At 73.4% G+C, this 22,570-nt stretch carries 18 protein-coding genes; 9 read left to right on the top strand and 9 right to left on the bottom strand.

Translation table 11 applies throughout. The features are described from left to right. Positions 1–33: 33 nt before the first annotated feature. The 3 genes from WMF22_RS39370 (at position 34) to ftsH (ending at position 3,401) form a co-directional block, all read left to right on the top strand. Entirely contained in the window at positions 34–270 is a 237-nt protein-coding gene (locus WMF22_RS39370) for a hypothetical protein (RefSeq protein WP_438033071.1), read from the top strand. Then, positions 267–1,292, top strand: coding sequence for a tRNA lysidine(34) synthetase TilS (gene tilS / locus WMF22_RS39365; protein ID WP_437295083.1), 1,026 nt, complete (start codon positions 267–269; stop codon positions 1,290–1,292). Before WMF22_RS39370 ends, tilS begins: the two co-directional genes overlap by 4 nt. Before the next feature lie 162 nt (positions 1,293–1,454). Next, positions 1,455–3,401: an ATP-dependent zinc metalloprotease FtsH gene (gene ftsH / locus WMF22_RS39360; protein WP_437295082.1), complete on the top strand. Its 1,947-nt coding sequence runs from the start codon at positions 1,455–1,457 to the stop codon at positions 3,399–3,401. A gap of 148 nt (positions 3,402–3,549) precedes the next feature. On the opposite strand, the gene WMF22_RS39355 is transcribed toward ftsH, so the two are convergent. The 3 genes from WMF22_RS39355 to WMF22_RS39345 form a co-directional block, all read right to left on the bottom strand. Further along, positions 3,550–5,019 carry an alginate export family protein gene (locus WMF22_RS39355; RefSeq protein ID WP_438033070.1) on the bottom strand — a complete coding sequence of 490 codons (1,470 nt, stop codon included), beginning with the start codon at positions 5,017–5,019 and terminating at the stop codon, positions 3,550–3,552. Between the two features lie 217 nt (positions 5,020–5,236). Then, positions 5,237–6,085 carry a hypothetical protein gene (locus tag WMF22_RS39350; RefSeq protein ID WP_437295080.1) on the bottom strand — a complete coding sequence of 283 codons (849 nt, stop codon included), beginning with the start codon at positions 6,083–6,085 and terminating at the stop codon, positions 5,237–5,239. Further along, positions 6,076–9,030 (bottom strand): GYF domain-containing protein, encoded by a 2,955-nt coding sequence (locus WMF22_RS39345; protein WP_437295079.1) that lies wholly within the window; start codon positions 9,028–9,030, stop codon positions 6,076–6,078. Before WMF22_RS39345 ends, WMF22_RS39350 begins: the two co-directional genes overlap by 10 nt. A gap of 153 nt (positions 9,031–9,183) precedes the next feature. On the opposite strand from WMF22_RS39345, the gene WMF22_RS39340 reads away from it, so the two are divergent. Further along, complete coding sequence (locus WMF22_RS39340; RefSeq protein ID WP_438033069.1) at positions 9,184–9,924, top strand: ComF family protein; 741 nt, start codon at positions 9,184–9,186, stop codon at positions 9,922–9,924. On the opposite strand, the gene WMF22_RS39335 is transcribed toward WMF22_RS39340, so the two are convergent. Continuing rightward, complete coding sequence (locus WMF22_RS39335) at positions 9,890–10,051, bottom strand: hypothetical protein (protein WP_438033068.1); 162 nt, start codon at positions 10,049–10,051, stop codon at positions 9,890–9,892. The two genes, WMF22_RS39340 and WMF22_RS39335, sit on opposite strands and share 35 nt — an antisense overlap. A 950-nt stretch (positions 10,052–11,001) precedes the next feature. On the opposite strand from WMF22_RS39335, the gene WMF22_RS39330 reads away from it, so the two are divergent. Further along, positions 11,002–12,006: a polysaccharide deacetylase family protein gene (locus WMF22_RS39330; RefSeq protein ID WP_437295077.1), complete on the top strand. Its 1,005-nt coding sequence runs from the start codon at positions 11,002–11,004 to the stop codon at positions 12,004–12,006. 190 nt (positions 12,007–12,196) lie between these two features. Continuing rightward, complete coding sequence (locus tag WMF22_RS39325) at positions 12,197–12,910, top strand: hypothetical protein (RefSeq protein ID WP_437295076.1); 714 nt, start codon at positions 12,197–12,199, stop codon at positions 12,908–12,910. 55 nt (positions 12,911–12,965) lie between these two features. Here the strand turns inward: WMF22_RS39325 and WMF22_RS39320 are convergent, their stop codons facing one another. Continuing rightward, positions 12,966–14,030 carry an endonuclease/exonuclease/phosphatase family protein gene (locus WMF22_RS39320; RefSeq protein ID WP_437295075.1) on the bottom strand — a complete coding sequence of 355 codons (1,065 nt, stop codon included), beginning with the start codon at positions 14,028–14,030 and terminating at the stop codon, positions 12,966–12,968. A gap of 14 nt (positions 14,031–14,044) precedes the next feature. Here WMF22_RS39320 and WMF22_RS39315 point away from each other — a divergent pair, with 14 nt between their 5' ends. Further along, a complete protein-coding gene (locus WMF22_RS39315; protein ID WP_437295074.1) occupies positions 14,045–14,503 on the top strand; it encodes a hypothetical protein in 459 nt (152 codons plus the stop codon). A gap of 102 nt (positions 14,504–14,605) precedes the next feature. Here WMF22_RS39315 and WMF22_RS39310 read toward each other — a convergent pair whose 3' ends face one another. Further along, positions 14,606–15,967, bottom strand: coding sequence for a tetratricopeptide repeat protein (locus tag WMF22_RS39310; RefSeq protein WP_438033067.1), 1,362 nt, complete (start codon positions 15,965–15,967; stop codon positions 14,606–14,608). Positions 15,968–16,145: 178 nt separating this feature from the next. On the opposite strand from WMF22_RS39310, the gene WMF22_RS39305 reads away from it, so the two are divergent. Continuing rightward, positions 16,146–17,141, top strand: a complete 996-nt coding sequence (locus WMF22_RS39305) for a hypothetical protein (protein ID WP_438033066.1) — start codon at positions 16,146–16,148, stop codon at positions 17,139–17,141. A 36-nt stretch (positions 17,142–17,177) separates the two neighbouring features. On the opposite strand, the gene WMF22_RS39300 is transcribed toward WMF22_RS39305, so the two are convergent. Continuing rightward, the gene (locus WMF22_RS39300; RefSeq protein WP_437295071.1) at positions 17,178–18,590 is read right to left on the bottom strand and encodes a DUF4331 domain-containing protein; all 1,413 of its coding nucleotides are present in this window, start codon (positions 18,588–18,590) and stop codon (positions 17,178–17,180) included. Positions 18,591–18,622: 32 nt separating this feature from the next. Next, positions 18,623–19,687 (bottom strand): hypothetical protein, encoded by a 1,065-nt coding sequence (locus WMF22_RS39295; RefSeq protein ID WP_438033065.1) that lies wholly within the window; start codon positions 19,685–19,687, stop codon positions 18,623–18,625. Between the two features lie 289 nt (positions 19,688–19,976). Here WMF22_RS39295 and kbl point away from each other — a divergent pair, with 289 nt between their 5' ends. Beyond that, on the top strand, positions 19,977–21,167 hold the full coding sequence (kbl, locus tag WMF22_RS39290) for a glycine C-acetyltransferase (protein WP_438033064.1): 1,191 nt from the start codon (positions 19,977–19,979) through the stop codon (positions 21,165–21,167). Between the two features lie 5 nt (positions 21,168–21,172). Here the strand turns inward: kbl and WMF22_RS39285 are convergent, their stop codons facing one another. Then, positions 21,173–22,342, bottom strand: a complete 1,170-nt coding sequence (locus WMF22_RS39285; RefSeq protein WP_437295068.1) for a zinc-binding dehydrogenase — start codon at positions 22,340–22,342, stop codon at positions 21,173–21,175. Positions 22,343–22,570 lie beyond the last annotated feature (228 nt).

Raw genomic sequence — 22,570 nt, 5'->3', positions numbered from 1 at the left:
CGTCGCCCGGCGGCTTGCGCTACGCTGCCAGGGATGATTCACCACCTCGACGATCGGCTCCGCGACGAGGCGCGGCGCTATCGTCTCGTGTTCGCCTGCCCCGATTGCGCCTCGTTCGAGCCGGTGGTCCCCGATCCCGACGACCGGGGCGCCGGGCCGCCTGGCCGCGGGCCTCGTTGCTCGCTTGGCTACCCGGTCGCGCCGCACCTGAGCACATCGCTCGAGGATCGCGACGAGATCATCTTCTGCAAAGCGTTCGAGCTGCGATGAGCCCTCCTGCTGGACCTCCCCCGCCGCCCAGGCGGGGCCGGTCGCATCCCCCGTCGCTGATCCGCCTCGCCGAGCGGCTGATCCGGGACGAGCGGCTGCTCGCTCGCGGCGACGTCGTGCTCTGCGCCTGCTCCGGAGGCCCCGACTCGACCGCCCTGCTGCACGTCCTTTCGCTGCTCCGGCGGCGGATCGGCCACGAGGTGGTCGCGCACGGCGTCGACCACGGCCTCCGCGCCGCGGCCGCGGCCGAGCTCGCGATCGTGCGCGACCTGTCCGGGCAGCTCGGGGTCCCTTACGCCGAGACCCGCGTGGACGTGGCGCCCGGCGCGAACCTCCAGGCCAGGGCGCGCGCCGCCCGGTTCGCCGCGCTGGCGGCCGCCGCGGCGGCCCACGGCGCCCGCGCGATCGCGACCGGCCACACCGCGGACGACCGGGCCGAGACGGTGCTCTTGCGCCTGCTGCGGGGCGCGGGGCCGCGTGGGCTCGCCGTCCTGCCGCCGCGCGCCCCGCTCCCGTCCGACGTCGCCGGCGCGGCGCGCGGCGGCGCGGAGCCGGGCTCGGCGGCGAACATCGAGCTCATCCGCCCCTTGCTCCAGGCCCGCCGCGCCGACGTCCTGGCCCACCTCGGCCGACATCGCCTGGCGTTCGCCGAGGATCCCAGCAACCGGGATCCCCGTTTCACCCGCGTCCGCGTCCGCCGCGAGCTCCTCCCGCTCCTCGAGGACCTGTCACCGGCGATCGTCGAGCACCTCTGCGCGCTCTCGGACATGCTCGTCGCCGGGCGAGAGCGGCCGCCTGGCGGCGATCCAGACGTCCTCGACGGCAGCGAGCCGCTGTCGATTCCGCTGTCGATTCCGCTGTCGATTCCGCTCGGTCGGGCGCAGCGATTCGCGATCGAGCGGGCTCGCAAGCTGGGGCGGCCGCTGCGCGTCCGGGTTCGCGGCGGCGAAGAGATCGCCGTGGGCTTTCCAGAGGAGTCCAGCGTGCTTATCGAGGACGGGTCTGCGCGTCGCGGGACCTGACCGCATGCACCCCACCCGCGGCCCCTGTCGAGTCCCTTTTTTCGCTGTGTCACCACGGTGGAGAGCCGCGGTCGACGACCGAGCTGACGGGTGGCATGCTGACTGGAACACGCGTACAATTTCAGTACACGCCGGCTCGCCGCGCGAGCTTAGAGGGTCCTCGTGAAGCAATCGCACAAGACGCTGCTGCTCTGGGTTCTGCTGATCATGATGTTCTTGGCGATCTGGCGTTTCTTGAGCCCGGATTCCCGGCCCGCCACACAAGTCGCGTTCAGCGAGTTCATGGCCCAGGTCCAGGTCGAGGCCAAGGACAAGGATCCGCACGTCGAGTCGGTCACGATCAAGGACCGCGAGTACACCTTCTGGGTCAAGGACCCGAAGAGCGGGACGAAGACGAAGAAGGTCACGATCGGGCCTGACAACGCCGACGAGATCACGAAGACGATCGTCGACAACAAGGTCGCGGTGTTCTTCGAGAAGGAGGACACGTCGCCGTTCTGGCCGGGGGCGATCATGTACCTCCTGCCGACGGTCTTCCTGCTCGTGATGTTCTATCTGTTCATGCGCCAGCTCCAGGCCGGCGGCGGCAAGGCGATGAGCTTCGGCAAGTCGCGCGCCCGGCTGCTCAGCGAGGCGCAGAACAAGGTGACGTTCGCCGACGTCGCGGGCATCGACGAGGCGAAGGACGAGCTCGAGGAGATCATCGCGTTCCTCAAGGACCCGAAGAAGTTCCAGAAGCTCGGCGGCCGGATCCCGAAGGGCGTGCTGATGATGGGCCCCCCCGGGACGGGCAAGACGCTGCTCGCGCGCGCGATCGCCGGCGAGGCGGGCGTGCCGTTCTTCTCGATCTCCGGGTCGGATTTCGTCGAGATGTTCGTCGGCGTCGGCGCGAGCCGGGTGCGCGACCTGTTCGAGCAGGGCAAGAAGCACGCGCCGTGCATCATCTTCATCGATGAGATCGACGCGGTCGGCCGCCACCGCGGCGCGGGGCTCGGCGGCGGTCATGACGAGCGCGAGCAGACGTTGAACCAGCTGCTCGTCGAGATGGACGGCTTCGAGTCGAACGAGGGCGTGATCATCGTCGCCGCGACGAACCGCCCCGACGTCCTCGACCCTGCGATCCTGCGGCCTGGCCGCTTCGACCGGCGCATCGTCGTGAACCGCCCCGACGTGCGCGGCCGCGAGGGCATCCTCCGGGTCCACACGAAGAAGGTCCCGCTCGGTCCGGACGTCGACATGGAGATCCTGGCGCGGGGAACGCCCGGGTTCGTCGGCGCCGACATCGAGAACCTGGTCAACGAGGCGGCCCTCCTCGCGGCGCGTCAGGACAAGGACGTCGTCTCGATGGTCGACTTCGAGATGGCCAAGGACAAGGTGCTGATGGGCGCCGAGCGCCGCAGCATGGTCATCAGCGACGAGGAGAAGCGGACCACGGCCTACCACGAGGCCGGGCACGCGCTCGTCGCGAAGCTCCTGGAGAAGTTCTCGGATCCGGTCCACAAGGTGACGATCATCCCGCGCGGCCCGGCGCTCGGCCTCACGCAGCAGCTGCCGAAGGAGGACCGGCTCAGCATGTCGCGCGACTTCGCCAAGGCGCGGCTGTCGGTGCTGATGGGCGGCCGCGTGGCGGAGGAGATCGTGTTCGGCCAGTTCACGACGGGCGCGGGCAACGACATCAAGCAGGCGTCGAACCTCGCGCGGCGCATGGTGACCGAGTTCGGCATGAGCGACGTGATCGGGCCGATCTCGTACGGCGCGGACGAGGAGAGCGTGTTTCTCGGGCGCGATTTCACGAGCCGGCGCCGCGACTACTCGGAGACGATCGCCAACCAGATCGACGACGAGGTGCGGCGGTTCATCCTCGACGCCCACGCCGAGGCGCGGCAGCTCCTCACGGACAACCGCGAGATCCTCGAGCGGCTCGCCACGGCGCTCCTCGAGCGCGAGACGCTGGACGCCGAGGAGGTCGAAGCCATCGTCGGGGGCCGCGAGCTGCCGCAGCGCCAGCGCGTCGTGATCCCGAGCTACAGCGATCGCGATCGCGCCGCCAAGGAGAAGCGCCGCGCGGCCAGCATCTTCGGCACCCCGAAGCCCGCCCCGAGCACCTGATCCCGAAGCGCGGGGCGGCGCCCGATGCCTCGGGCGGCCCCCCGCGCACCTGCGGCGCCACGCGGGACGGCGCGGCGCCCCGGGCCCCCTCGATTCCCTTCCTCATCAGAAAAGCGGCGCGCGCAGCCGGCGCGCTCCCGGGATCGCCTCAGGGGGCGGTCAGCGTTGCCTGCAGGAACGCCCACTGCTGCAGATCCGCCGGGCGGCCGTCGTCGTGCGCGCGGTTCGCCTTCGTGAAGATCGCCTGGGCGCCGTCACCGAAGATGAACAGGCCGTAGCCGAGCGCGAGGCGCAGCGGCTCCCACGGCTGCAAGGTGAGCGAGACGTCGATCTCGTGGCCCAGCGTCCGGCTCTCGTTGTCGCTGGCGGCGCCGACAGGGAGGAGGCGCGCTGTCACCCACCTGCCTGCTGGAGAGGCGAGGCCGACGAACGTGTATCCGGCGGAGACGGTCAGCGGGTCGAACGGTGAGGCGCGGACGCTTCCGCCCCCCTCGATCACGTTGGACCACGCGTAGAGCCCCATGGGGCCGTGGTTGTTCTGTGCGTCGGGCAGGATCGGATCGAAGCGGCGCTGCGTCTCGCCCACCGCGAGCGCGCCATCGTCGCCCGTCGCGTAAGCGCCGCGGGCGCTGAAGGTGAGGTGGGCGGGGAGCGCTGTCTCGAGCTCTGCCCGCGCCGCGGCCGCGAACGCGCCGAGAGCGCGGTCGGCCGCGAACGTGGCCACACGACCGAGCTCGTACGCCCCCTCGATCGCGTAGCGAAAGCCCCGGCGGTCGCCGGAGACGCGCGCGTCGAGGACGACAGTGTCGCCGGGCGTGAGCCAGGTCGGGCGCGGCTCCCGGGTGATGCGCGCGAGCGCCGTGGCCTCGAGGTGGAGCAGGGGAGCGAGCCGCCAGATCGCGTTCAGGCCGTAGAGCTGGGACCCTGTCCCGGCGGCGATGGGCTTGCGCGTCCCCGCCACCTCGGGCGGAGCGCCTCCCGGCGCGGCGAGGAGCACGGCCATCGCCTCGAGGTCGACGTTGCCGAGCTGCAGCCCTGCGCGCACCGCATCGAGCGATCGCCCGGTGAGCGTCTCGTCGTCCGCTCCGACGAGGCGGCCGTCCCCCCACGCTACCCGCTGCCGGCCCAGCCGGAGGAAGGCGCGGCGTCCCGAGCGCGTGCGCAGATCGATGTACGCCTCGTAAGGCGCCGTCTCCGGGAGGGCCGGCTCGCCCGGCCCGACGAAGATCGCGTCGTCGTTCCCCCAGAGCCGCGCGTCCTGCAGCGTGACGACGCCCGTGACGGGGCCGCGCTCGACGGTCAGCCCGAGGCGCGCGCGCTGGGCGAAGAACCACTGCGTCTTGACGACGTTGCCCGTGTCGCTGAGCGGCGGCAGCGCGCCTCCGAAGCCCTCGGCGAGCACCGCGTTCGAGCTGTAGACGTCGCCGCCCGTGTCGACCGGGTACCGGCGGAACTCTCCGCGGAGCCGGAGCTCCACCGAGGGGCGGAACGTGAACCCGCCGACGGCCAGGCCCTCCGACTGCGGCGACGCCTGCGCCGCTGCCCTCCTGGGCGCGGACGTGAGCGCGAGGAGCGCCGATCCCAGAGCGATGGAGGCGAACGGCAGGGATCGGATCATCAGCGAGGAGGGCCGGAGCGCGGGGGCGTCGAACTGCAGATGTGCGGCCAGGACCGCGCCGTTCAGGCGGGCCGCGCTCCTGGAACGCTCGCGCGAGGATAGGCGTCCCGATGCGCGTCGGACAAGTGGGGAAGCGGCTCCGCTCCTCCCCGGCGGCCCAGGCGTCCGGCGGACCAGCTCGCGCGGCGTGCGGCGTGCGGCGTGCGCCATGCCGACGTCAGGGATCGAAATCGTCCTCGCCGTGCGACGTCGGTGGCTTCGGCGGCTTCGGGGCGGCCCCCGTGCTGCTCCCGCGCCGCGGCGGCGCCTTCACGCTCGCGGCGGGTCGCCTCGTCGGCGGTCGGCTCGCCGCGCCCCGCCGCGCCGGAGCGTCGCCCGAATCGACGGCGAGCACCAGATCGAGCGCGAGCTTCGACGCCCTGCCGGCGTGTCGATCCGCGGACGCGCCCGCCTCCGCGATCACGCGCTCGGCCGCCTCGAGCTCGTGCTTCACCTCGCGGCGCTGCGGATCGTCCGCGAGCGCCTCTGCCCACGCGGCCGAGAGCGACGCCCGCTTCTTCTCGAGCTCCGCGGCGCGGCTCGACAGCTCGCCGAGCTGCTTCGACATCGCGAGGGAGCTCTTCAAGGACGCCTCGAACGCCGCGATGGTGTCCCTGTCCTCCGCGCCGAGCGAGCGTCCGCCTCGTGCGCTCACGATCCGCGCCTCTGGCACGAGCTCGACCTGGAGCAGCACGCCCGCCGCGCGGAGCTCCGCCGCGCGCGCGCGCGCCGCTTCGAGCGCCGCCTTGCCGTCCGATCTCGGATCGAGCCCGAGCGCGCGCGACAGCTCGGTGGCCGCCGCGTTCGAGAGCTCCTCGGCCTTCAGCGACTCGTCGCGGAGCGCCCGCGTGGCCTCGAAGAACTCGTCGTAGGGCTGCTTGCCCGTGCGCAGGGCCTGTCCCTGATCGAGCAGCGAGACCTGCGCGGTGCACGCGGCGAGCAAGGGGGCGTGCGGCGCGACGAGCAGCAGCGCGAGCGCCGCCATGCGGAGCCGGCTCGCGCGGTCCGGCGGCCTGGTCACCCACATTGGAGGATGACCCCCCAGAGCTCGTAGCTCGCGGCAGGCTTCGAGAGGAACACCACGCCCACGTAACCCGAGCGCGACGATACGCCGAGCACGCCTTGCCCGAAGTTCCCGGCCGGCGGCGAGAGCGCGATCGGGTCCCCGATCGGGGAGAAGTTGGCGGCCAGGGTCTGCGCGCGCATGGCGCGGCTCCCCGGAGGGCCCTCGGTCCACACGAGGAGCCAGCGTCCATCGCCGAGCCCCGCGATGTCCGGCGCGAAGGCGTCTCCCCCGGGGCCGCCGGAAGGGAGCGGGATCACCTGGGTCGACCCGGGGATGGACCCCGGAGCGGCCTGCCCGGCGCGGATCTCCCATCGCCCGTCCGCTGGCCGATCGGCAAAGACGACGGCGAGCGCGCGCTCGTTCCATCCGAGCGATGGCTTGCCGAGCGAGCCTCCGGAGCCGGTCACCCGGGTGAGCTCGCCGACGGGCTTCCGCTCGGCGTCGAGCCAGCCTGCCCACACGGCCTTCTCGCGGCGGAACGCGACGGCGTAGCCGCCGGCGCCGGCCGAGAGCGCGCGCGGCGCCTCGAGCGGCTCATCACCCTGCACCGGCCAGAGCGTGGAGGGGGCGGCGTCGGGAGCATCGGCCGCCACCAGGGCGCCGTCCGCCAGACCGACGACGAACGGCCTCGGCCCCGGCACGCTGACGGGAGAGCGGATGGCCTGCTGCGCCGCCGTGAGAATGGTGAAGCGCTCCTCGACCGGCGAGATGCTCACGATGTCGGCGGCCTCTCGGTTCGAGAACCGCTCGCGCCGCTCCCCGGTCGCGGGATCGATCTCGAGGCCAACGGCCTCCATGGGGCTCTTCGCGTACCCCACCACGAGCTTGCCGCCCTTCGTCGCCGTGACCTCGAAGGGGATGCTCTTCGCGACGAGCGGCGCCCATGGCTGGGGCTGACGCGCCACCCAGCAAGGCTTCGGCGGGACGGGGATCGCCGAGCGCGCGGCGTCCTGCGCTGCGCCGAGCGTCGTGCGCGCCGTCCCGACCGGCGACTGGCGCGCGGTCGTGACGGAGCGGCGGCCCGCGAAGAAGGCGACGACGCTCATGAGCAGCGCCGCCCCGCAGAGGCCGACGAGCGACGAGACCGGCACGGTCACCGCTGCAGAGAGCCCGTTGCCGTCGCCGCGTCGCGCCGCGAGCGCGCGCGGGTTGAGCGCTGGCGGGCCGTTGCCCGATCCGGGGACAGAGCCCCGATCCGAGCGCTGGCCCGAGGCCTGGAGCGCGTCGGCAGCCGTCGCGCTGCGCTGCGGGTTCGGCAGCCCCGGCCACGAGCGCATCGCCGGGTGCCCCGGCGACGCGCTCGATCCGACGCCGACCGACGGGATCGTCGCGTACTCGCGGCGCCCCATCGGCGCCTCGGCGGCCAGAGGAGAGCGCTTCGTCTCGCTGGGCACGGGCGGCGTGGGGAGCTCCGGGCTCTCGCGGCGCAGCACCGTGGTGGAGGGCTCCGGGGCGTCGCTGCGATCGCGGCTCGCCGCGGGATCGTGGCCGTCGGCGGCCGGCGTGTCCTCGGCGCTGCGGGGCGAGGGACCGTCGGTGGGCGTCGCTGGGCTCGCAGGGCGAGAGCCAGGCGAAGAGCCAGGCGACGCCGTCGCCGTGGGGGCGGCGCCCGTGACAGGCGCAGCTTCGGCCGGCGGGGTCGGCGCAGCGAGCGGCAAGGTCGGCGTCGCCAGCGGGGCCGATGGCGCGGGGGGCGCTGCCATCAAGGGCGTGGCGCGGGGCGCGTCCGCGGGGGGGCGCGGCGGCGGCGCGGGGAGCGCTCCGAGACGGACGAGCGCCTTTGCGCCGGCCGCCGTCTGATCCGGCGCGTCAGGCGCGCGCGGGCCTGCAGGCCGCTTCGCGGCGACCGCGGGGAACCGGACCGGAACTGGAGGTGGCGGCACGGAGCGCTTCCCCGCGGGCGCGAGGCGCCTCGTGGCGCGGCCGGGGCTCGACGGCGCCGGTGGCGTCGCCGCGAGCGGCTTGCCGGCGCCCTGATCCGCGCCGGTCGTCGCTCCGCCGCGCCCATCGTTCTGCGGTGCGGCGCCCGCCGGCGGCGCGTCGCGATCGGCGGGGAGAGGCGGCGGCCGGGGTGGTCTCGCCTCCGCGCGCGACGTCGTACCGCCCGCGGCTCTCGGCGCTGTTCCCGGGCTGCTGGGCGCGGCCGCGCCCGCCGCACGCCTCGGCGGCGCCGGCTCATCGCCGTCCGTCGTCGCGCCGGCGCCGCCCGCGGCGCTGCCTGCGTCTGCGGCGGGGCGCTGACCCGCGGAGGTCTCCTCGGGTTCCTCCGCCCCCGAGGGGAGCTTCGGCGCGCGCGGGATCTCGGTCGTCCCCTGGTCGCCCGGCGAGGGGCCGTCGTAACGGGGGAGCTGGGTGATCGCGCGGGCGACCCCCGCATCGAACGTTCCGCCCGCGGCTGGCACGACGATCGGCGCGTTCTGTCCGCTGGCCGGCGCGTCTGCCGGCGCCTCGACGCCCGTGAGCGTCCTCATGGACTCTCGCTTGCGCGGCGGCAGGGGAGGCGGCTTCGGTCGCGTGGTCGCCCGGCTCGCGTGCGGCGCCGCGGGCCTCCGCCCGTTCGAGGACCTCTCCGCGGGCGCCGGGCCGATGGGCTGACCGCCGCGGGCGGGCGCTGGACCCAGATCCTCGATGAGCTCGAGCTCCAGCGCCGCGCCGTCCTCGTGAGCGGCCTCTTCAACCCCGGCGGCCGACCCCTCGGGCGCAGCGGTGCGCGCCTCGGGCTTGCGCCGGAGCTGGGCGGCGTCGGCGAGCTCCGGCTGCCCGGACGCGGGCGCCCAGGCGTCCATGCCCTTGCGCCAGACGAGCGTGGAGCCTGGAATGATCCCGGCAGCCAGCGCGCTGCGCAGCTCGGCGGTGCTCAGGCTCCGCTGGACGCCACGCTCGTCCGTCCACCTCCACGCGCTCAACGGGGGCCCCTCCGCCAGCTGGTAGAGCGCCGGAATTTCAGGACGTGAACCACGACGATCGCGATCGTACCGCGCGTCGTTTGCAAAGAGATCTTCTTTCGTGCGCCCACGCAACCGCACGTCCACTCACGACGAAGATCGCGCTGGTAGCTCATGAGCCTTTCCAGCGCCCTCGCCGCCGCAGTCCGCTCCGTGGTCGCCGCCGCTGCGCGCACGCTCAGCCCGCCGGCCTGCGCGGGCTGTGACACCCCGATCGCCGATGCCTCGGTGTTCTGCGCCGATTGCGCGCGGACCTCCGTGCCGTACGCAGAGGGGGCGCCGCGGGGAGGAGCGGGCACGCGCGCCGCGGCGGGAGCACCTCTCGTCGCGTTCGCTCCGTTTGGAGGGGCGGTCGCGGAGGGTATCCGGCGCTTCAAGTACGGAGATCGTCCGGATCTCGCGCGCCCGCTCGGCCGGTTGATGCTCTGCGCGGCGCGCGATGCGGGGGTGCGCGCCGACCTCGTTGTCCCGGTGCCGCTGCATCCACGCCGTCTCGCCGAGCGCGGGTACAACCAGGCCGCCCTGCTGGCCGCGCACGTCGCTGACGGACTCGCGGTGTCCTTCGCGCCACGGGCCCTCAGCCGTGTCCGTCCCACCGCGCAGCAGGCGCAGCTCCCGCGCGATCTCCGCCTGCAGAACGTGGCAGGTGCGTTTCGCGTGCACGCGCCCGAGCGCGTCCAGCGCCGGAGGGTCGCGCTCATCGATGACGTGGCGACCACGGGGGCCACGCTCGCGGCGTGCCGAGATGCGCTCCTCGGGGCGGGCGCAGCTTCGGTGACCTACCTCGTCCTCGCGGCCGCCGAGAGCGGGGCGGACGAGCTCAGAAGCTCACCTCCGTCAGCACACCGCACTTGACGCGGACGGTCCTGCCCTCGGTGAGCCATCGCGTGCCGTCGCGCGTCGGCTCGCCGAGCCGAACGAAGAAGCGCCCGCAACGCACCTCGACGGGTCGCTCGCTGGGCCCCACCGGCACGCCCGTCACGTAGACGGTCGCATTCCGGGAGGAGTTGAGCTTGAGCAGGCCGTGGCCCTTTCGCGGGGTCGGTAGAGTCGTCGCTGCAGCGTCGACGGATGTCTGTTGTTGAAGGGCTGCCGTCTCGGTGGCTGGTGGTGCTGGAGGTGCCGCGGCCTCGGTGGCTGGTGGTGCTGGAGGTGCCGCGGCCTCGGTGGCTGGTGGTGCTGGAGGTGCCGCGGCCTCGGTGCTTGGCAGTGCTGGCGGTGGCGCAACCTCAGCACGTGGCGTCGGGGATGCGGTCGGCGTCGGCTGTGCCGTGGCGTCGGTCGCGCTCGCCAGCTGCACGGGGGCGGCTGCTTGCTTTGAAGCCACAGCGGTGATGCTTGCAGGATCGCCGGTGGTCACGATCGCCGGTCGAGGCGCTCGGCTGCGCGTCGCCAGTTCGGGCAGGCTCGTCTCGACGGCGTACACCCCCAGCGCAAACAGGATGGTTGCTGTCGCCAGCGCAACTCCGGCGGTGCCGAGCGGCGAGAGCGGCTTCGACAGAGGCGCCGCGACTGACTCAGGTTGAGGCGAGGCCGAACCAGGTTGGGGCGAGGGCGGCTTCGACGGGGGGCCATCGTCCGACCCAGGTTGAGGTACGTTCGACCCAGGTTGAGGTACGTCCACGCCCGTCGACCCAGGTTGAGGTACGTCCGACCCAGGTTGGGGGGCGTCCGCAGGTTGGGGGGCGTCCGGGGGAGCGTCCGCGTCCGTCGAGAACATCGGGCGCCACTCTAGCGGGATCGCTGTCGCGCCGGATTCCCCGGTCGGCGGCCCACCCGCCGGAAGCGCAGGAGCTTCGCCGTCGGAGCCGCTCTCGAGAGCAAGCACGAACGTCGAATGTGTGCTGGAATACATTCGTGTACGTCGTCGCACATCCACTGACGTGGATCCGCAGGAGGTTGCCGCGCGGTCGTCGTGTGCTGGCTGCCGGGGTGCTCGACACCCTCGGGCTCCTGGATCGCTTCCTCTGGCTGCGCGCGAAGCTTCGGCTGCCCGTGCTCTCCGTGTTCACCTACCACCGCATCGCGGACGTCTCGGAGGTGGACGAGCTCGATCCGGGGGTCGCCGAGGTGAGCGCGCGCGAGTTCGAGGAGCAGCTCGCGGTCATCAAGACGCACGGCACCGTGGTGTCCCTCCGGGACGTGCGGCTGCTCGCGAAGGGGCGGAAGCTCCCGCCGAACCCCGTCATGGTCGCGTTCGACGACGGCTACCGTGACAACCACGACGTCGCGTTGCCCCTCCTCGAGCGCGCGGGGGTCACGGCCACGTTCTTCATCGCCACCGGGTACCCCGACAGGGGCCGCCTCTTCTGGTGGGATCGCGTCGCGCTCCTCATGCACCGGTGCCGGCGGGCGCGCGTCGAGATCGCCTACCCAGCGACGCTCGTGCTCGAGCCGCTGCGCGACCCGATCGCCGCGGCGACGCTCGTCTGCCAGACCATCAAGCATACCTCCGGGGTCGACATCGGGCGCCTCTGGGACGAGATCGAGCGCGCCACGGGGGTGTCGATCGACCTCGGCGAGGAGCGCGCGCTCGCGACCAGGACGATCATGGACTGGAAGCACATCGGGGCGCTGCGCCGGGCGGGCATGGACGTGCAGTCGCACTCGCACAGCCATCGTGTCCTCCAGACGCTCTCGCCCGAAGAGGCGACTCGCGATCTTGCGCGCTCCCGCCGCGTGCTCTCCGACGCCCTGAACGAGGCCGTGCACGCGGTCGCGTACCCCGTCGGATACAGCCTGTGCGGCGCCTTCCATCGCGCCGTGAAGGAGGCCGGCTTCGAGATCGGCTTCACCAACAACTCCGGCCTTTGCATGCTCTCGTCCTTCGACCCCCTGAATTTCCCGCGCATCGCCATGGACCGCGGGCAGATCGGCGCGCTCTTCAAGCTCAAGCTGCTCATCGGCCAGCGGCCCGGCTCTCGGTCCGGCCGCTGATCGAGCAAAGACCGCGCGCCGCTCCGCCGCCGCGCGCCCCGAGCGCCTCCGCTCGCCCGACGCCGCCTCGGCCGGCGCGCGTGTGGCCTGGGCTGTGCACGTGCACGTCGCTGGGCCGGTTCTGCACGCGCGTGGCCTCGATGGGCCAGCAAAGCTGCTGCGCAGCCTGTTCGACGAAGGGGGGGCTCCCGTGAAAGGCACAATCCAAGAACGCAGCTTCCGCGCCGCCGTCTCCATGCTCGGCGCGGCCTCGCTGATCTCCGCGGCCCTCGCGTCGGGATGCGGCGGCGCGCCGGCGCCCGCCGCCTCCGCGAAGGCGCCCGCGCGGCCCGCGCAGGCGTCGCCCGACGGGCAGGGCGCGCGGGGGGCGGGCGTCGAGCAGCGCGAGCAGCGCGAGGCCCAGCGCGCCTGGTGCGTGTACCTCGAGGCGCTCTACCAGCGGGCCACCGAGCAGGCGAAGGGCTGGCCGAAGTTCGAGCAGTGCACGCAGATGACGACGATGGCCTCGCCGAAGATGCTCCGCGCGACCTCGGAGTGCTCGCTGGCAGCGCTGCGGCGCTTCGAGGGCGATCCCTTCACCGCCGCCTATGCGGAGGAGGTGAGCCGCTGCGGCTCCGAGGCCATGACGGCCACCACGCTCGCGCGCGCCGACCTGGCGCCGTACATGGCCGTCCTCTGCGGCCGCCTCGCGGGGTGCGGAGACCTCGACTACGACACCTGCCGGCACAGCCTGGAGGACGGCCTCGGCCCGCAGCTCGAGCGAGCGATCGGCGCGATGAACAGCCGCGGCCGGCACGAGGTCCGCGCCTGCTTCGGCAAGCTCGCGTGCGGCGGCGATCTCGGCCCCCAGATCTCCGCGTGCCTCGAGCCCATCATGGACGACCTGCTCTGGCTGCCGGGGTGAGCGGCCGCGGCGCCGCGCTCCGCCGCGCCCAGAGCGCGGCGGCGCCGCGCGGCGGTCAGCCGCCGGCGCCCGGCAGGCGGCAGCGCGCGATCAGGGGGACATGATCGGATAGCCCTGCGAACGCGCCCTTGTGCCCGAACGGGTGCGTGCCCGTGAAGTCCAGCCACTGGAGGCGCTCGGACGAGTAGACGTGGTCGAGGTGCATGCGGAGGTTCATGAAGCCGGCCGTCGGGAAGGCGCGCGCCTCGGTCTCGGAGAAGCAGCGGACCTTGGCGAACGCGTCCACGAAGCCGATCTCCTCGCGCAGGAAGCGATCGACCGGCGAGCCTGGCAGCGAGTTGAAGTCGCCGACCACCACGAAGTTGTCGCTCCGGCGCTCGCGGCGGACGAAATCGGCGAGCACCCTCGCTTCCTCGATCTGATTGGGCCCGAACCCCATCCGCGCCTCGCCTGTCCAGAACTCCCGCGAGAACACGCTCGGCAGGCTGAGGTGGGTGTTGAACACATCGAAGCTCTGCCCGCTCTCGTGCTCGAACGACACGTGCGCGCAGATGCGCGTCTGCTTCAGGCTCTTGACCCCCCGCCGATGGGTGATGTCGTGCGGGCGCTCCGCGTTGTGGTGTCCGATGTGGAATGTGTCGCGCGCGAGCACCGCGAGCCCGGTCGTGTAGATGTTCGTCCGCGAGGTAAGCCTGTAGGTGTGCGCGGGGAAGTAGTAGGCGACGTAGCGCTCGCGCCGCGCTGCCTGCGCCAGCGCCGCGTGCAGCTCGGTCATCAGGCGATCGAGCTGGGTCTCCTCCGGGTGCCAGCGCGGGTTCATCGTCGAGGACCTCAGCGACTGGGTCTCGACCTCCTGGAGGCACACGAGATCGGGCAGCGGGGACATCCGCGCGAGCGTCGTCGCGATCCGGGTGATGGCGGCGCTGGTCGAGGCGATGCCCCGCGTCCCGTGCCCGAAGTAGCGGACGTTATAGGAGACGATCCTGAGCGACGTGGCGTCGTCGCGCGGTGTCCCGGGGCCGAGGAGAGCGCCGGTCGGCGCGCGCGTCGAGGTCGGGTCCGGCACCCGCTCCGCCGGTGTTGGGCCGCTCGAACGAGGTGGGAGGCGTCGCTCGGTCATGTATCCTCTCGCCCATGGGCAAGAACATCATCGTTTCCGAGGATACCATTCGTGACCTGCTGGAAGCGCATGCCTCCCTCTCCGCCTGGTATTACGAGCTCTGGTCGGCGCTGCGGGTCGCGAAGGCCTCGGCGAGCGCCCCCGATGATGCGGCCCGTGCGGCGTTTGTCGAGCGGATGGCCACGAGCTTCCCGGAGGTCGCGTCGATCGCCCGCTCGATCCAGGTGCCGAGGATGTTCGTCCCGCCGCCGCCCGCGGTGAGCGTGCCCCCCGTCGCGGCGGGCGAGACGGGAGGAGATGAGGCCCCGACAGCGATCGAGCCCGCGCCCGCCCGGCTGCGGGAGCTCCACGGCCAGCCACCCAAGAGCCAGCCAGGCTCGGACCCCACCGATGAGCCTGCCCCGGCGCCGTCGCAGCCCGCCATCGCTCCTCCGCCGATGGTGGTCCCGTCGACCGTGAAATACGACACCTGAGGTCGAGTCCACGCCCGGCCGGACTCTCGATCTCCCACCACCAAGGCACGCCTCGCGTGCTCACCCCCAGCGCGCCTCGCGCGCAGCTCCTCGCACAGGCCGTCAGCGCGGCGGGCCGCGGGGGGCCCTGCGACGCGCGAGGAGCTGCTCGGCCTCGGCGGCCCCTGTCATGTCGAACCTGGGGTTCAGATCGAGCGCCTCCCGCACGAGCCGCTCGCCTCCCGCCACGTCCCCCAGGGCGATCCGGATCGCCCCGGCGTGGTAGAGCAAGCGCGCGTCCCTCGTGCCGAGCGCCAGCGCCCTGTCGCTTGCCGCGCGCGCTTCGGCCAGCTTGCCCGCGCGGTACAGCGCCCAGGCGTGGGTGTCCTCCGTGTAGATGTCCGCGCGGACGGCGCGCTCCGCGGCGGCGAGGCGGAGCGCCTCGTCGCGCTCCAGGCCCTTGGTCGCGTAGTACAGCGCGAGGGCCTGGCGGTCCGACCGCTGCCCCGCGTCGACCGCGCCGGCGTAAGCCCGCGCCGCGCCGGCGTGGTCGCCTGCAGCCATCCTGGCGTCGCCGAGCAGCCACGCGGTCTCCGCGTCCGGGCCCTGCTGGTGGGCCCGCTCGAGGAGCTCGACGGCGCGGCCCCACGCGCCGCGGGCCAGCGCGACGCGCGCCCTGCCGGTGAGCGCCGGCGGATACCCGGCCTGCGCGGCGAGCGCCCGCTCGAAGCCCAGGTCTGCGCCCTCGTGGTCGCCCTCGTGCCAGAACATCATGGCCGCCTGGGTCAGGGTCCACGCGAGCGCCTCGGGTTCGCCCGGGTCGCCGGCGTCGATCGCGAGGCGGATGATCCGCTTCGCCGTCGCCGCGTCGCCCTGGAGCCACCGCAGGTGTGCGGCCCGCGCGTAGGACGGCAGGCCGGGCCGCAGGTCGACCATCCGCTGCGCCGCGTGCGCCGCGACCTGGAAGGCGCCGAGCGCGAGGGCGGCGTCGCTGAGCGTCCCGAGCGCGAGCGCGTCGCCCTCGTCCCGCGAGAGGACCCGCTCCGCCGCGTCGCGCGCCTCAATGAACCTGCGCTCGTGGATCAGCACGAGGCCGAGCAGGTTGAGCGACGCGCGATCCCCTGCGGCCAGCGCGAGCCCGACCTCCGCGCACGTGTGAGCCCGGCCGTAGAGCGACGGATCGCCCGATGCGCGCGCCTTTCGGAGCCACGCGTGGCCGAGCGCGCTCCAGAGAGCCGCGCCGCCGGGCGCCGTCGCGAGGCGTCGGGACAGCGCCTGGATCTTGCGATCGACGGCGCTCGCGCCCACTGGGGCCGCGAGCGCGAGCGCGCGCGCCGCGTCGAGGCTCGAGGGCGCCGGCGCCTCGGCGGCGCGCCCGGTCGATACCGTCGCGGCCGGGACGGCCTCTGCGCGCGGGCGCTCGGTGCAACCGAGGCTTCCGCTCAGGGCAGCGCAGGCGAAGAGGCAACCCGTTCGTCGCAGCATCGGAGCGCTGACCTCCCCTCGCGCTGGAGCTCCGCCCTGGGCGCGCCGCGGCTCACCTGGGGCGTCACAGGCGCGAGCCGATCGCGAAAGAGCTTGCCTCGCCGGCCTGCGCCGGCAAGCTCGCCGCTCCAGCGCATCGCTCGATCGACCAGCAGCGCGCAGCGCGAAGGAGATCGCATTGCCTGTCCAGACGGATGGCCGCCGCCTGCAGCGGCTCTGCGCCGCGGCGCTCATCGTGCACCTCTGCGCCGCGTGTGCTCGCCGCACCTCGCCGGAGGCGGGCGCGACCGCGGCGCCCTCGCCGGAGGCGGGCGCGGCCGCGACGCCCTCGCCGGCAGGGCCCGCGGAGAACCTGCCGGGCGACGAGATCACGCCCGTCTACGGGAAGGCCGAGGGCGCGCCGGAGCCGCTCGCGGCCCGGCTGTGCGACGCGCTTCATGCGTTGCCCGCGCGGCGCAAGGCGGCGTGCTGCGGCGGCGCCGCGGGCTTCCAGGCCGCCGCCGAGTGCGCGCGCGCGCTGAGCGTCGCGGTGCGCGCGCGGGCGGTGACGCTATCGACCGACGAGGTGGGCCGCTGCGTCGAGGCGATGGAGCGGTCGCTCGATGGATGCGACTGGGTCTCTCCGCTCGCCGCCCCGGTCCCGCCCGCGTGCGAGGGGATCGTGCGGGGCGCGCTCGACGAGGGGGCCCGGTGCCGGTCGTCGCTCGAATGCGCGGGCGGGCTGCGCTGCGACGGCGCCGGCCCCACCGACGCGGGCACCTGCCGCGCCCCGCGCGCCGCGGGGCCCTGCGGCCTCTCGGTCGACGCGCTGGCCGCGGTCACCCGGCAGACGCGCTACGCCGAGGCGCACCCCGAGTGCCGCGGCCACTGCGCCGGGCGCGCGTGCGCGGACGACGTCCCGCTCGGCGGCCGGTGCGAGGCCCACGCGGCCTGCGGGAGGGGCCGCCGCTGCGTCGACGCGCGCTGCAGCGAGGCGGCGCTGCCCCCCGCCGGCGCCGCCTGCCTCGGCGGGCTCTGCGCGGCCGGCGCGCGCTGCGTGGACGGGCGCTGCGCGGCGCCGAAGGCCGAGGGCGAGGCCTGCGCGCGCGACGGCGAGTGCCGCGCCGCGTGTGTTCGACGAGCGCGCGGGGGCGCCGCGGGCGGCGTGTGCGGGATGCGGTGCGCCGCGCCGTGACGGGCGAGCTGCGCGCGCTGCGCCACGCCGGGCGGCTCAGGGCCGGAAGTGGCCCTGGGTCGCGCCCTCCCAGGCCGTCGCGAGGTAAGGGAAGGCCGGGAGGAACCGCGCGTCGTTCGCGCCCACGCCGTCGCCCGCCGTCGCGCCGAGCGCGCCGGTCAGGACGAGCGTGAGCAGCGCGTCGGTGACGTCGGTCTGCTCGTGATCCGCGCCGGGGACCAGCGCGCGGCCGTTCGGGAAGCCCGACGGCATGCCCAGATCGATCCGGAGCACGTCGCCGACGGTCTCCAGGCTGTGCCCTCCGAGGTTCGCGGGCTTCAGGTTGAAGGCGTCGATGAGGTCGGTCCGGCTCTGCTTCAGCGCCTCGGGATCGAACGCCGCGAGCGGCTGGCCTGCCTGGTAGAGCCCGGCGAACTCGGCGTCCCGCACCAGGATCGGGTTCAGGAAGTAGGCTCCGAAGTTGGCGAGATCGTCGCGCGGGTGCGCGCGGTTGTACTTGTCCTTGTCCTGCAGGCCGATGATCCAGGTGTTGATCAGCGGCAGGCCGACGCGCGACACCTGGACCCAGGGACCGAGGCCATCTTCCTTGCCGTTCGCGCGCAGGATCCGCACCTTGCGGCGGCTCGCGGAGGCCCAGACGCCGAGCGTCTGCCGGTCGCTCGGCCCCGGCGTCGGCTCTGCGCCGCCGTTGACCGCGGCGAGCGGGAGCTCGAGGGCGAGCGTGTGGACGTTGAAGCCGGCGAGGTTGTCGCGCGGGGTGCACGACGGGTTCGGCGCCGCGAGGAGCGGGCACAGCCCCGCCAGATCGGACGCGCGGCCGAGATCCGCGTAGAACCCGTCGTCGCGCGGCCCGGCCCAGGCGCGCCCCGCGCCGCCCGCCATCTGCTTGAGGAACTTCGAGGACGTCGCGAAGGCCGGGTAGCCGCCGCCGGTGATCCGGTAGGCGAGCTGGTTCGTCCTCCTCCCGATGTTCGGCGGCGCGACAGGGGCGTCCCTCAGGAGCACGGTCGACGCGCCGCCCTCGATCCTCGTCACGGTGTACGTCTGCTCCCCGCCGGCGAGCTGCGAGAAGAACTCGTTGCCGCCGCTCGGCGCCGGCGTGAGCCCCGCCGGATCCGCCGCCACGTACGGCCTGGTCGAGAACCGGAACTGATAGGTCAGCGCGTCCTCGAGGCTCGACGGCCCGCGCGCGATGTGCACCTCGTAGAGCACGTCGTCCGAGAAGCCGTGGAAGTTCGGCCCGCTGGCGGGCTCCTCGAGCGGAATGTAGCTCGCGAGGATCACGAGGTTGCCGCCTTCCACCCACGCGTACAGGTCGGTGTTGTCGGCGGCCGGATCCCTCGCGATGGCCGGCGCCTCGCGGTGGCTCGACGCCGCGGCGAGGCTGGGCGCGCTGAGCGCGACGGACGCCGTGAAGACGGCGACGGCGCGCGACGGTCGGTGGATCATGCGTGCGGGTCCTTCCATCGCTCCTCTGCGGCTCATTGCCTGAGCAGGAACACCGAGCCTCGCTCCTGGGCCCTGTGATCGACGAACGCGAAGACGTCGGCGCCCCTCGCCCGGTGCAGCCCCCCGGGCTCGTCGTGGCCAGGCGCGCCAGCGGCCGTCGCCGAGCGCGCTCCGGACGCCACCTCGATCCACACGACCTCGTCGGCGCCTCGGGTCGGGTCGCGCGTGAGCACGAGCAGCGCCGCGTCGTCGCGCGTCAGCGCGATGCCGCACGGAGTACCGACGTGGAGCCCGGTCGCGAACGGGCTCACGAAGCCGTCCTCGATCCTGAAGATGGTCGCCGTCTTGTCGGGGCTCGCGAGGGCGTCGCACACGAAGACGTCGCCCCGCCCGGTGACCGCGATCCCGCTCGGGTCGACGAGCGGGCTCCCCTTGGCGAGCGCCGACACCTCGCCGCCGCGCGCCGGCAGCGAGAACACGCCGGGCTGGCCGTCGTCGCGATCGCGCCCCGAGAAGATGATCCGCTCCTCGTTGTCCGCGCCGCGGGCGACCTCGAGGCCGCGCGCGCGCAGCCCCTCGCCGCCGTCGATCGGGGCCACGGCGCCGCCGGGCAGGTCGATCGCGAAGAGGGCGCCCGCGTCGTCGAGCGCCGGGTCGCCCGCGCCTGGGTCGGCCACGAAGACGCGACCGCCGTCCGCGCTCGTCGCGATCCCGAGCGGCGCCACGAGCGGCGGACCGGCCGCGATCTCGGTAGCGCCCCCGCCGCCTTGCGCGCCGATCCTGAAGACCCCGGCCCTGCCGTCCGCGCCAAGAGCGGTGAAGTACACGTAAGCCCCGGCGACATCCGGCGTCGCATCGAACGCGATCGCGGGGACGAGCGGCAATGCCGCATACGGAGCATCCCCCCCCGCGCCGCCCCCGCCTCCCGTTCCGCTCGCCGCGGTCGTGCCTGGCGCTCCGCCGGTGGAGCCCGCGCTGCTCCGTCCGGGCGGATCCTCCGCGCGGCTGCAGCCCGGGTTGCTCGCGGCGGCCGCGAGCGACGCGGCAGCGCACAGCACACCGGCGCTTCGCCGGAAGTCCCCCCTGGCTTCCGTCATGCCTGCTCCTCCCGAGGGCGCCGTTCGTGCGCTCGGCTCGCGCGGCGCGCGCTGGCGCACGCGACGCGAGCCGCACGGCGATCGCGCGGCGCTGGACGCTGCCCGTTCTGCCACGTGCCTCCCGGATCGAGTAGGCCGCGGCCGCGCCGCGCGCGACAAAGCCGCGCGCACCCTGCCTCTCGGGTCCGGGGTAGCCTGCTGGCGCTCAGGCCCATGAGCAGCGCCGCCCTGGGTGTCCGGACGGCGTTCCCCCGTCGACCGGCTGACAGCCGCGTTTTATAACGACGTCATGTTCGATGTCGCTCGGTCACTGTACGTACGGGCGTTGGAGGACATCCGTGCGGCGGGTCTCTACAAGGAAGAGCGGATCCTCGCGACGCCGCAAGGGCCGGTGATCCGGACCGAGGGCGGCGCCGGGGTCCTCAACTTCTGCGCGAACAACTACCTTGGCCTGTCGTCGCACCCGGCGGTCATCGCGGCGGCGAAGGAGGCGATCGACACGCACGGCTTCGGCCTCTCCAGCGTGCGCTTCATCTGCGGCACGCAGGACCTCCACCGGCGGCTCGAGTCCAGGATCGCCCGCTTCTTCGGCGCCGAGGACGCCATTCTCTACTCGTCGTGCTTCGACGCGAACGGCGGCCTCTTCGAGACGCTCCTCGGCGAGGAGGACGCCGTCATCTCGGACGCGCTGAACCACGCGTCGATCATCGACGGTATCCGCCTCTGCAAGGCCGAGCGGCACCGCTACCCGAACGGGGACATGGCCGCCCTCGAGGACATCCTCCGCGCGACGGCCGGCAAGCGGCTCCGGCTCATCGCCACCGACGGCGTGTTCTCGATGGATGGGTACCTGGCGAAGCTCGATACCATCTGCGATCTCGCCGACAAGTACCGCGCGATGGTGATGGTCGACGACTCGCACGCGACCGGGTTCATCGGGCCGACGGGGCGCGGGACCGCGGAGCTCTGCGGCGTCATGCACCGCGTCGACGTGATCACCTCCACGCTGGGCAAGGCGCTGGGCGGGGCGAGCGGCGGCTTCACGACCGGCCGGCAGCCGATCGTCGACCTGCTCCGGCAGCGATCGCGCCCGTACCTGTTCTCCAACACGCTCGCCCCGGCGATCGCCGGCGCCTCGATCGCCGTGTTCGACCTCATCGACGCGGAGCCCTCGCTGCGCCTGCGGGTGATGGAGAACGCGCGCCGGTTCCGGCAGGGGATGACGCAGGCCGGCTTCACCATCAAGCCCGGCATCCACCCGATCGTGCCCATCATGCTGGGCGACGCGCAGCTCGCGAACGAGATGGCGAGGGCGCTGCTCGCCGAGGGCATCTATGTCATCGGCTTCTCGTACCCCGTCGTGCCGAAGGGCGAGGCCCGCATCCGGGTGCAGCTCTCCGCCGCGCACGAGCCCGAGCACGTCGATCAGGCGATCGACGCTTTCCTGCGGGTCGGCCGGCGCCTCGGCGTCGTCGCCTGAGCGGCTCAGTAGCGGAGGATCACCTTCGGGTGGCTCGAGATCGCCTCCTGGAAGGCCGCGGCGTCGTAGTCCTCGAAGTCGAACACCGTCCCCTCGCCCCGGTTCAGGATGACCTCCCAGATGAGGTCGTGGATGTTCGGATCGCGCGACTCGAGCAGGTGGCGCGTGATGTGCCACGTCTCGAAGATGCGCCGGCCGATCACGCTGTGGAGGCTGATGCCGTCCACGATGAGGCGGTCGAAGTTCTCGATCACCGCGTCGCCGCTCTTCAGGCCGAAGAGGATCACGTCGCCCCCGCGCCTCGCCGCGTGGATCGCGTTGTTGACGCTGCTGTTCACGCCGCTCATCTCGAGCACGACGTCGACGCCGACGCCGTCGGTGAGCTTCCGGACCCGCTCCGTCAGCTCGGGATCGCTCGCGTGGGGCCGCTCGGGGCTCGCGCGGTGCGGGCGCAGGACCGCGTCGGCGCCCAGGCGGCGGGCCATCTCGGCGTTCCGCTCCGCCGGCTCCACGCCGATGACGTAGATCGCCCCCATCGCGCGGGCGATCGCGATCGCGAACAGGCCGATGGTGCCGCAGCCGAAGATGGCCACGCGCTTGCCGCGGAGGTTCACCTTGGTGCACGCGTGCACGGCGTTGCCGAACGGCTCCTGCACCGCGGCGACCTCGGGCCGGATCCTCGCGATGTCGGTGCGCCAGAGGTTCTTCGCGGGCAGCTTGACGAGCTCGGCGAAGCAGCCATCCTCGCTGATCCCGATGATCTTGTCGTCCGCGCACACGTGGGTGTCGCCGACGCGGCACTGGTAGCAAGCGCCGCAGGCGATGTGGCTCTCGGTCGACACGATGTCGCCGATCTGAAGCCCGAAGGACCGGCGCGCGTCGGTCCCGAGGTCGACCACGCGGCCGAGCAGCTCGTGGCCGATCGTGCGCGTCGCCTTCCGATCGCGATCGAGCGACGAGAGGATCATGTCCTTGAAGGCGCTGCGGAACCAGATGCCGCGATCCGAGCCGCAGAAGCCCGTCATGATCGGCTTGACGAGGACGCTCGCGCGGTCGTGGTAATCCCTGGCCTCGTCGATCGCCGGGCGCTCGACCTGATCCTTGGACAGCCCGACGGTGGACTCCCACGGCTGCTTCTCGCGGTTGTACGTCAGCGCCCACATCGCGTCGCTCATGCACCTGGCTCCTGTTCGGGGTTCGAGGCGCACGCAGCTGGCGCACGGGCGCCTCGGGCACGGGAAGCGTGGCGCGTGGACGACCGAGCGCCCATCAGAAAATTGCGCTCGGGCTGCTCCCGTCTCCGGCGTCTCCCCTCGGCCTCTTCGGCTCGATCCCGCGGCGCCCCGGGCGCACCGTCGGCTCCGTCGCCCTGGACCGGATGACTCGCCGCGTCGACCGCGAGC

Origin of the sequence: Sorangium sp. So ce204, from assembly GCF_051526795.1 — a bacterium.
In the GTDB taxonomy this organism is placed as follows: domain Bacteria; phylum Myxococcota_A; class Polyangia; order Polyangiales; family Polyangiaceae; genus Sorangium; species Sorangium cellulosum_B.
The sequence above is the reverse complement of the archived record's forward strand: the minus strand, read 5'-3'. Positions and strand labels throughout refer to the sequence as shown.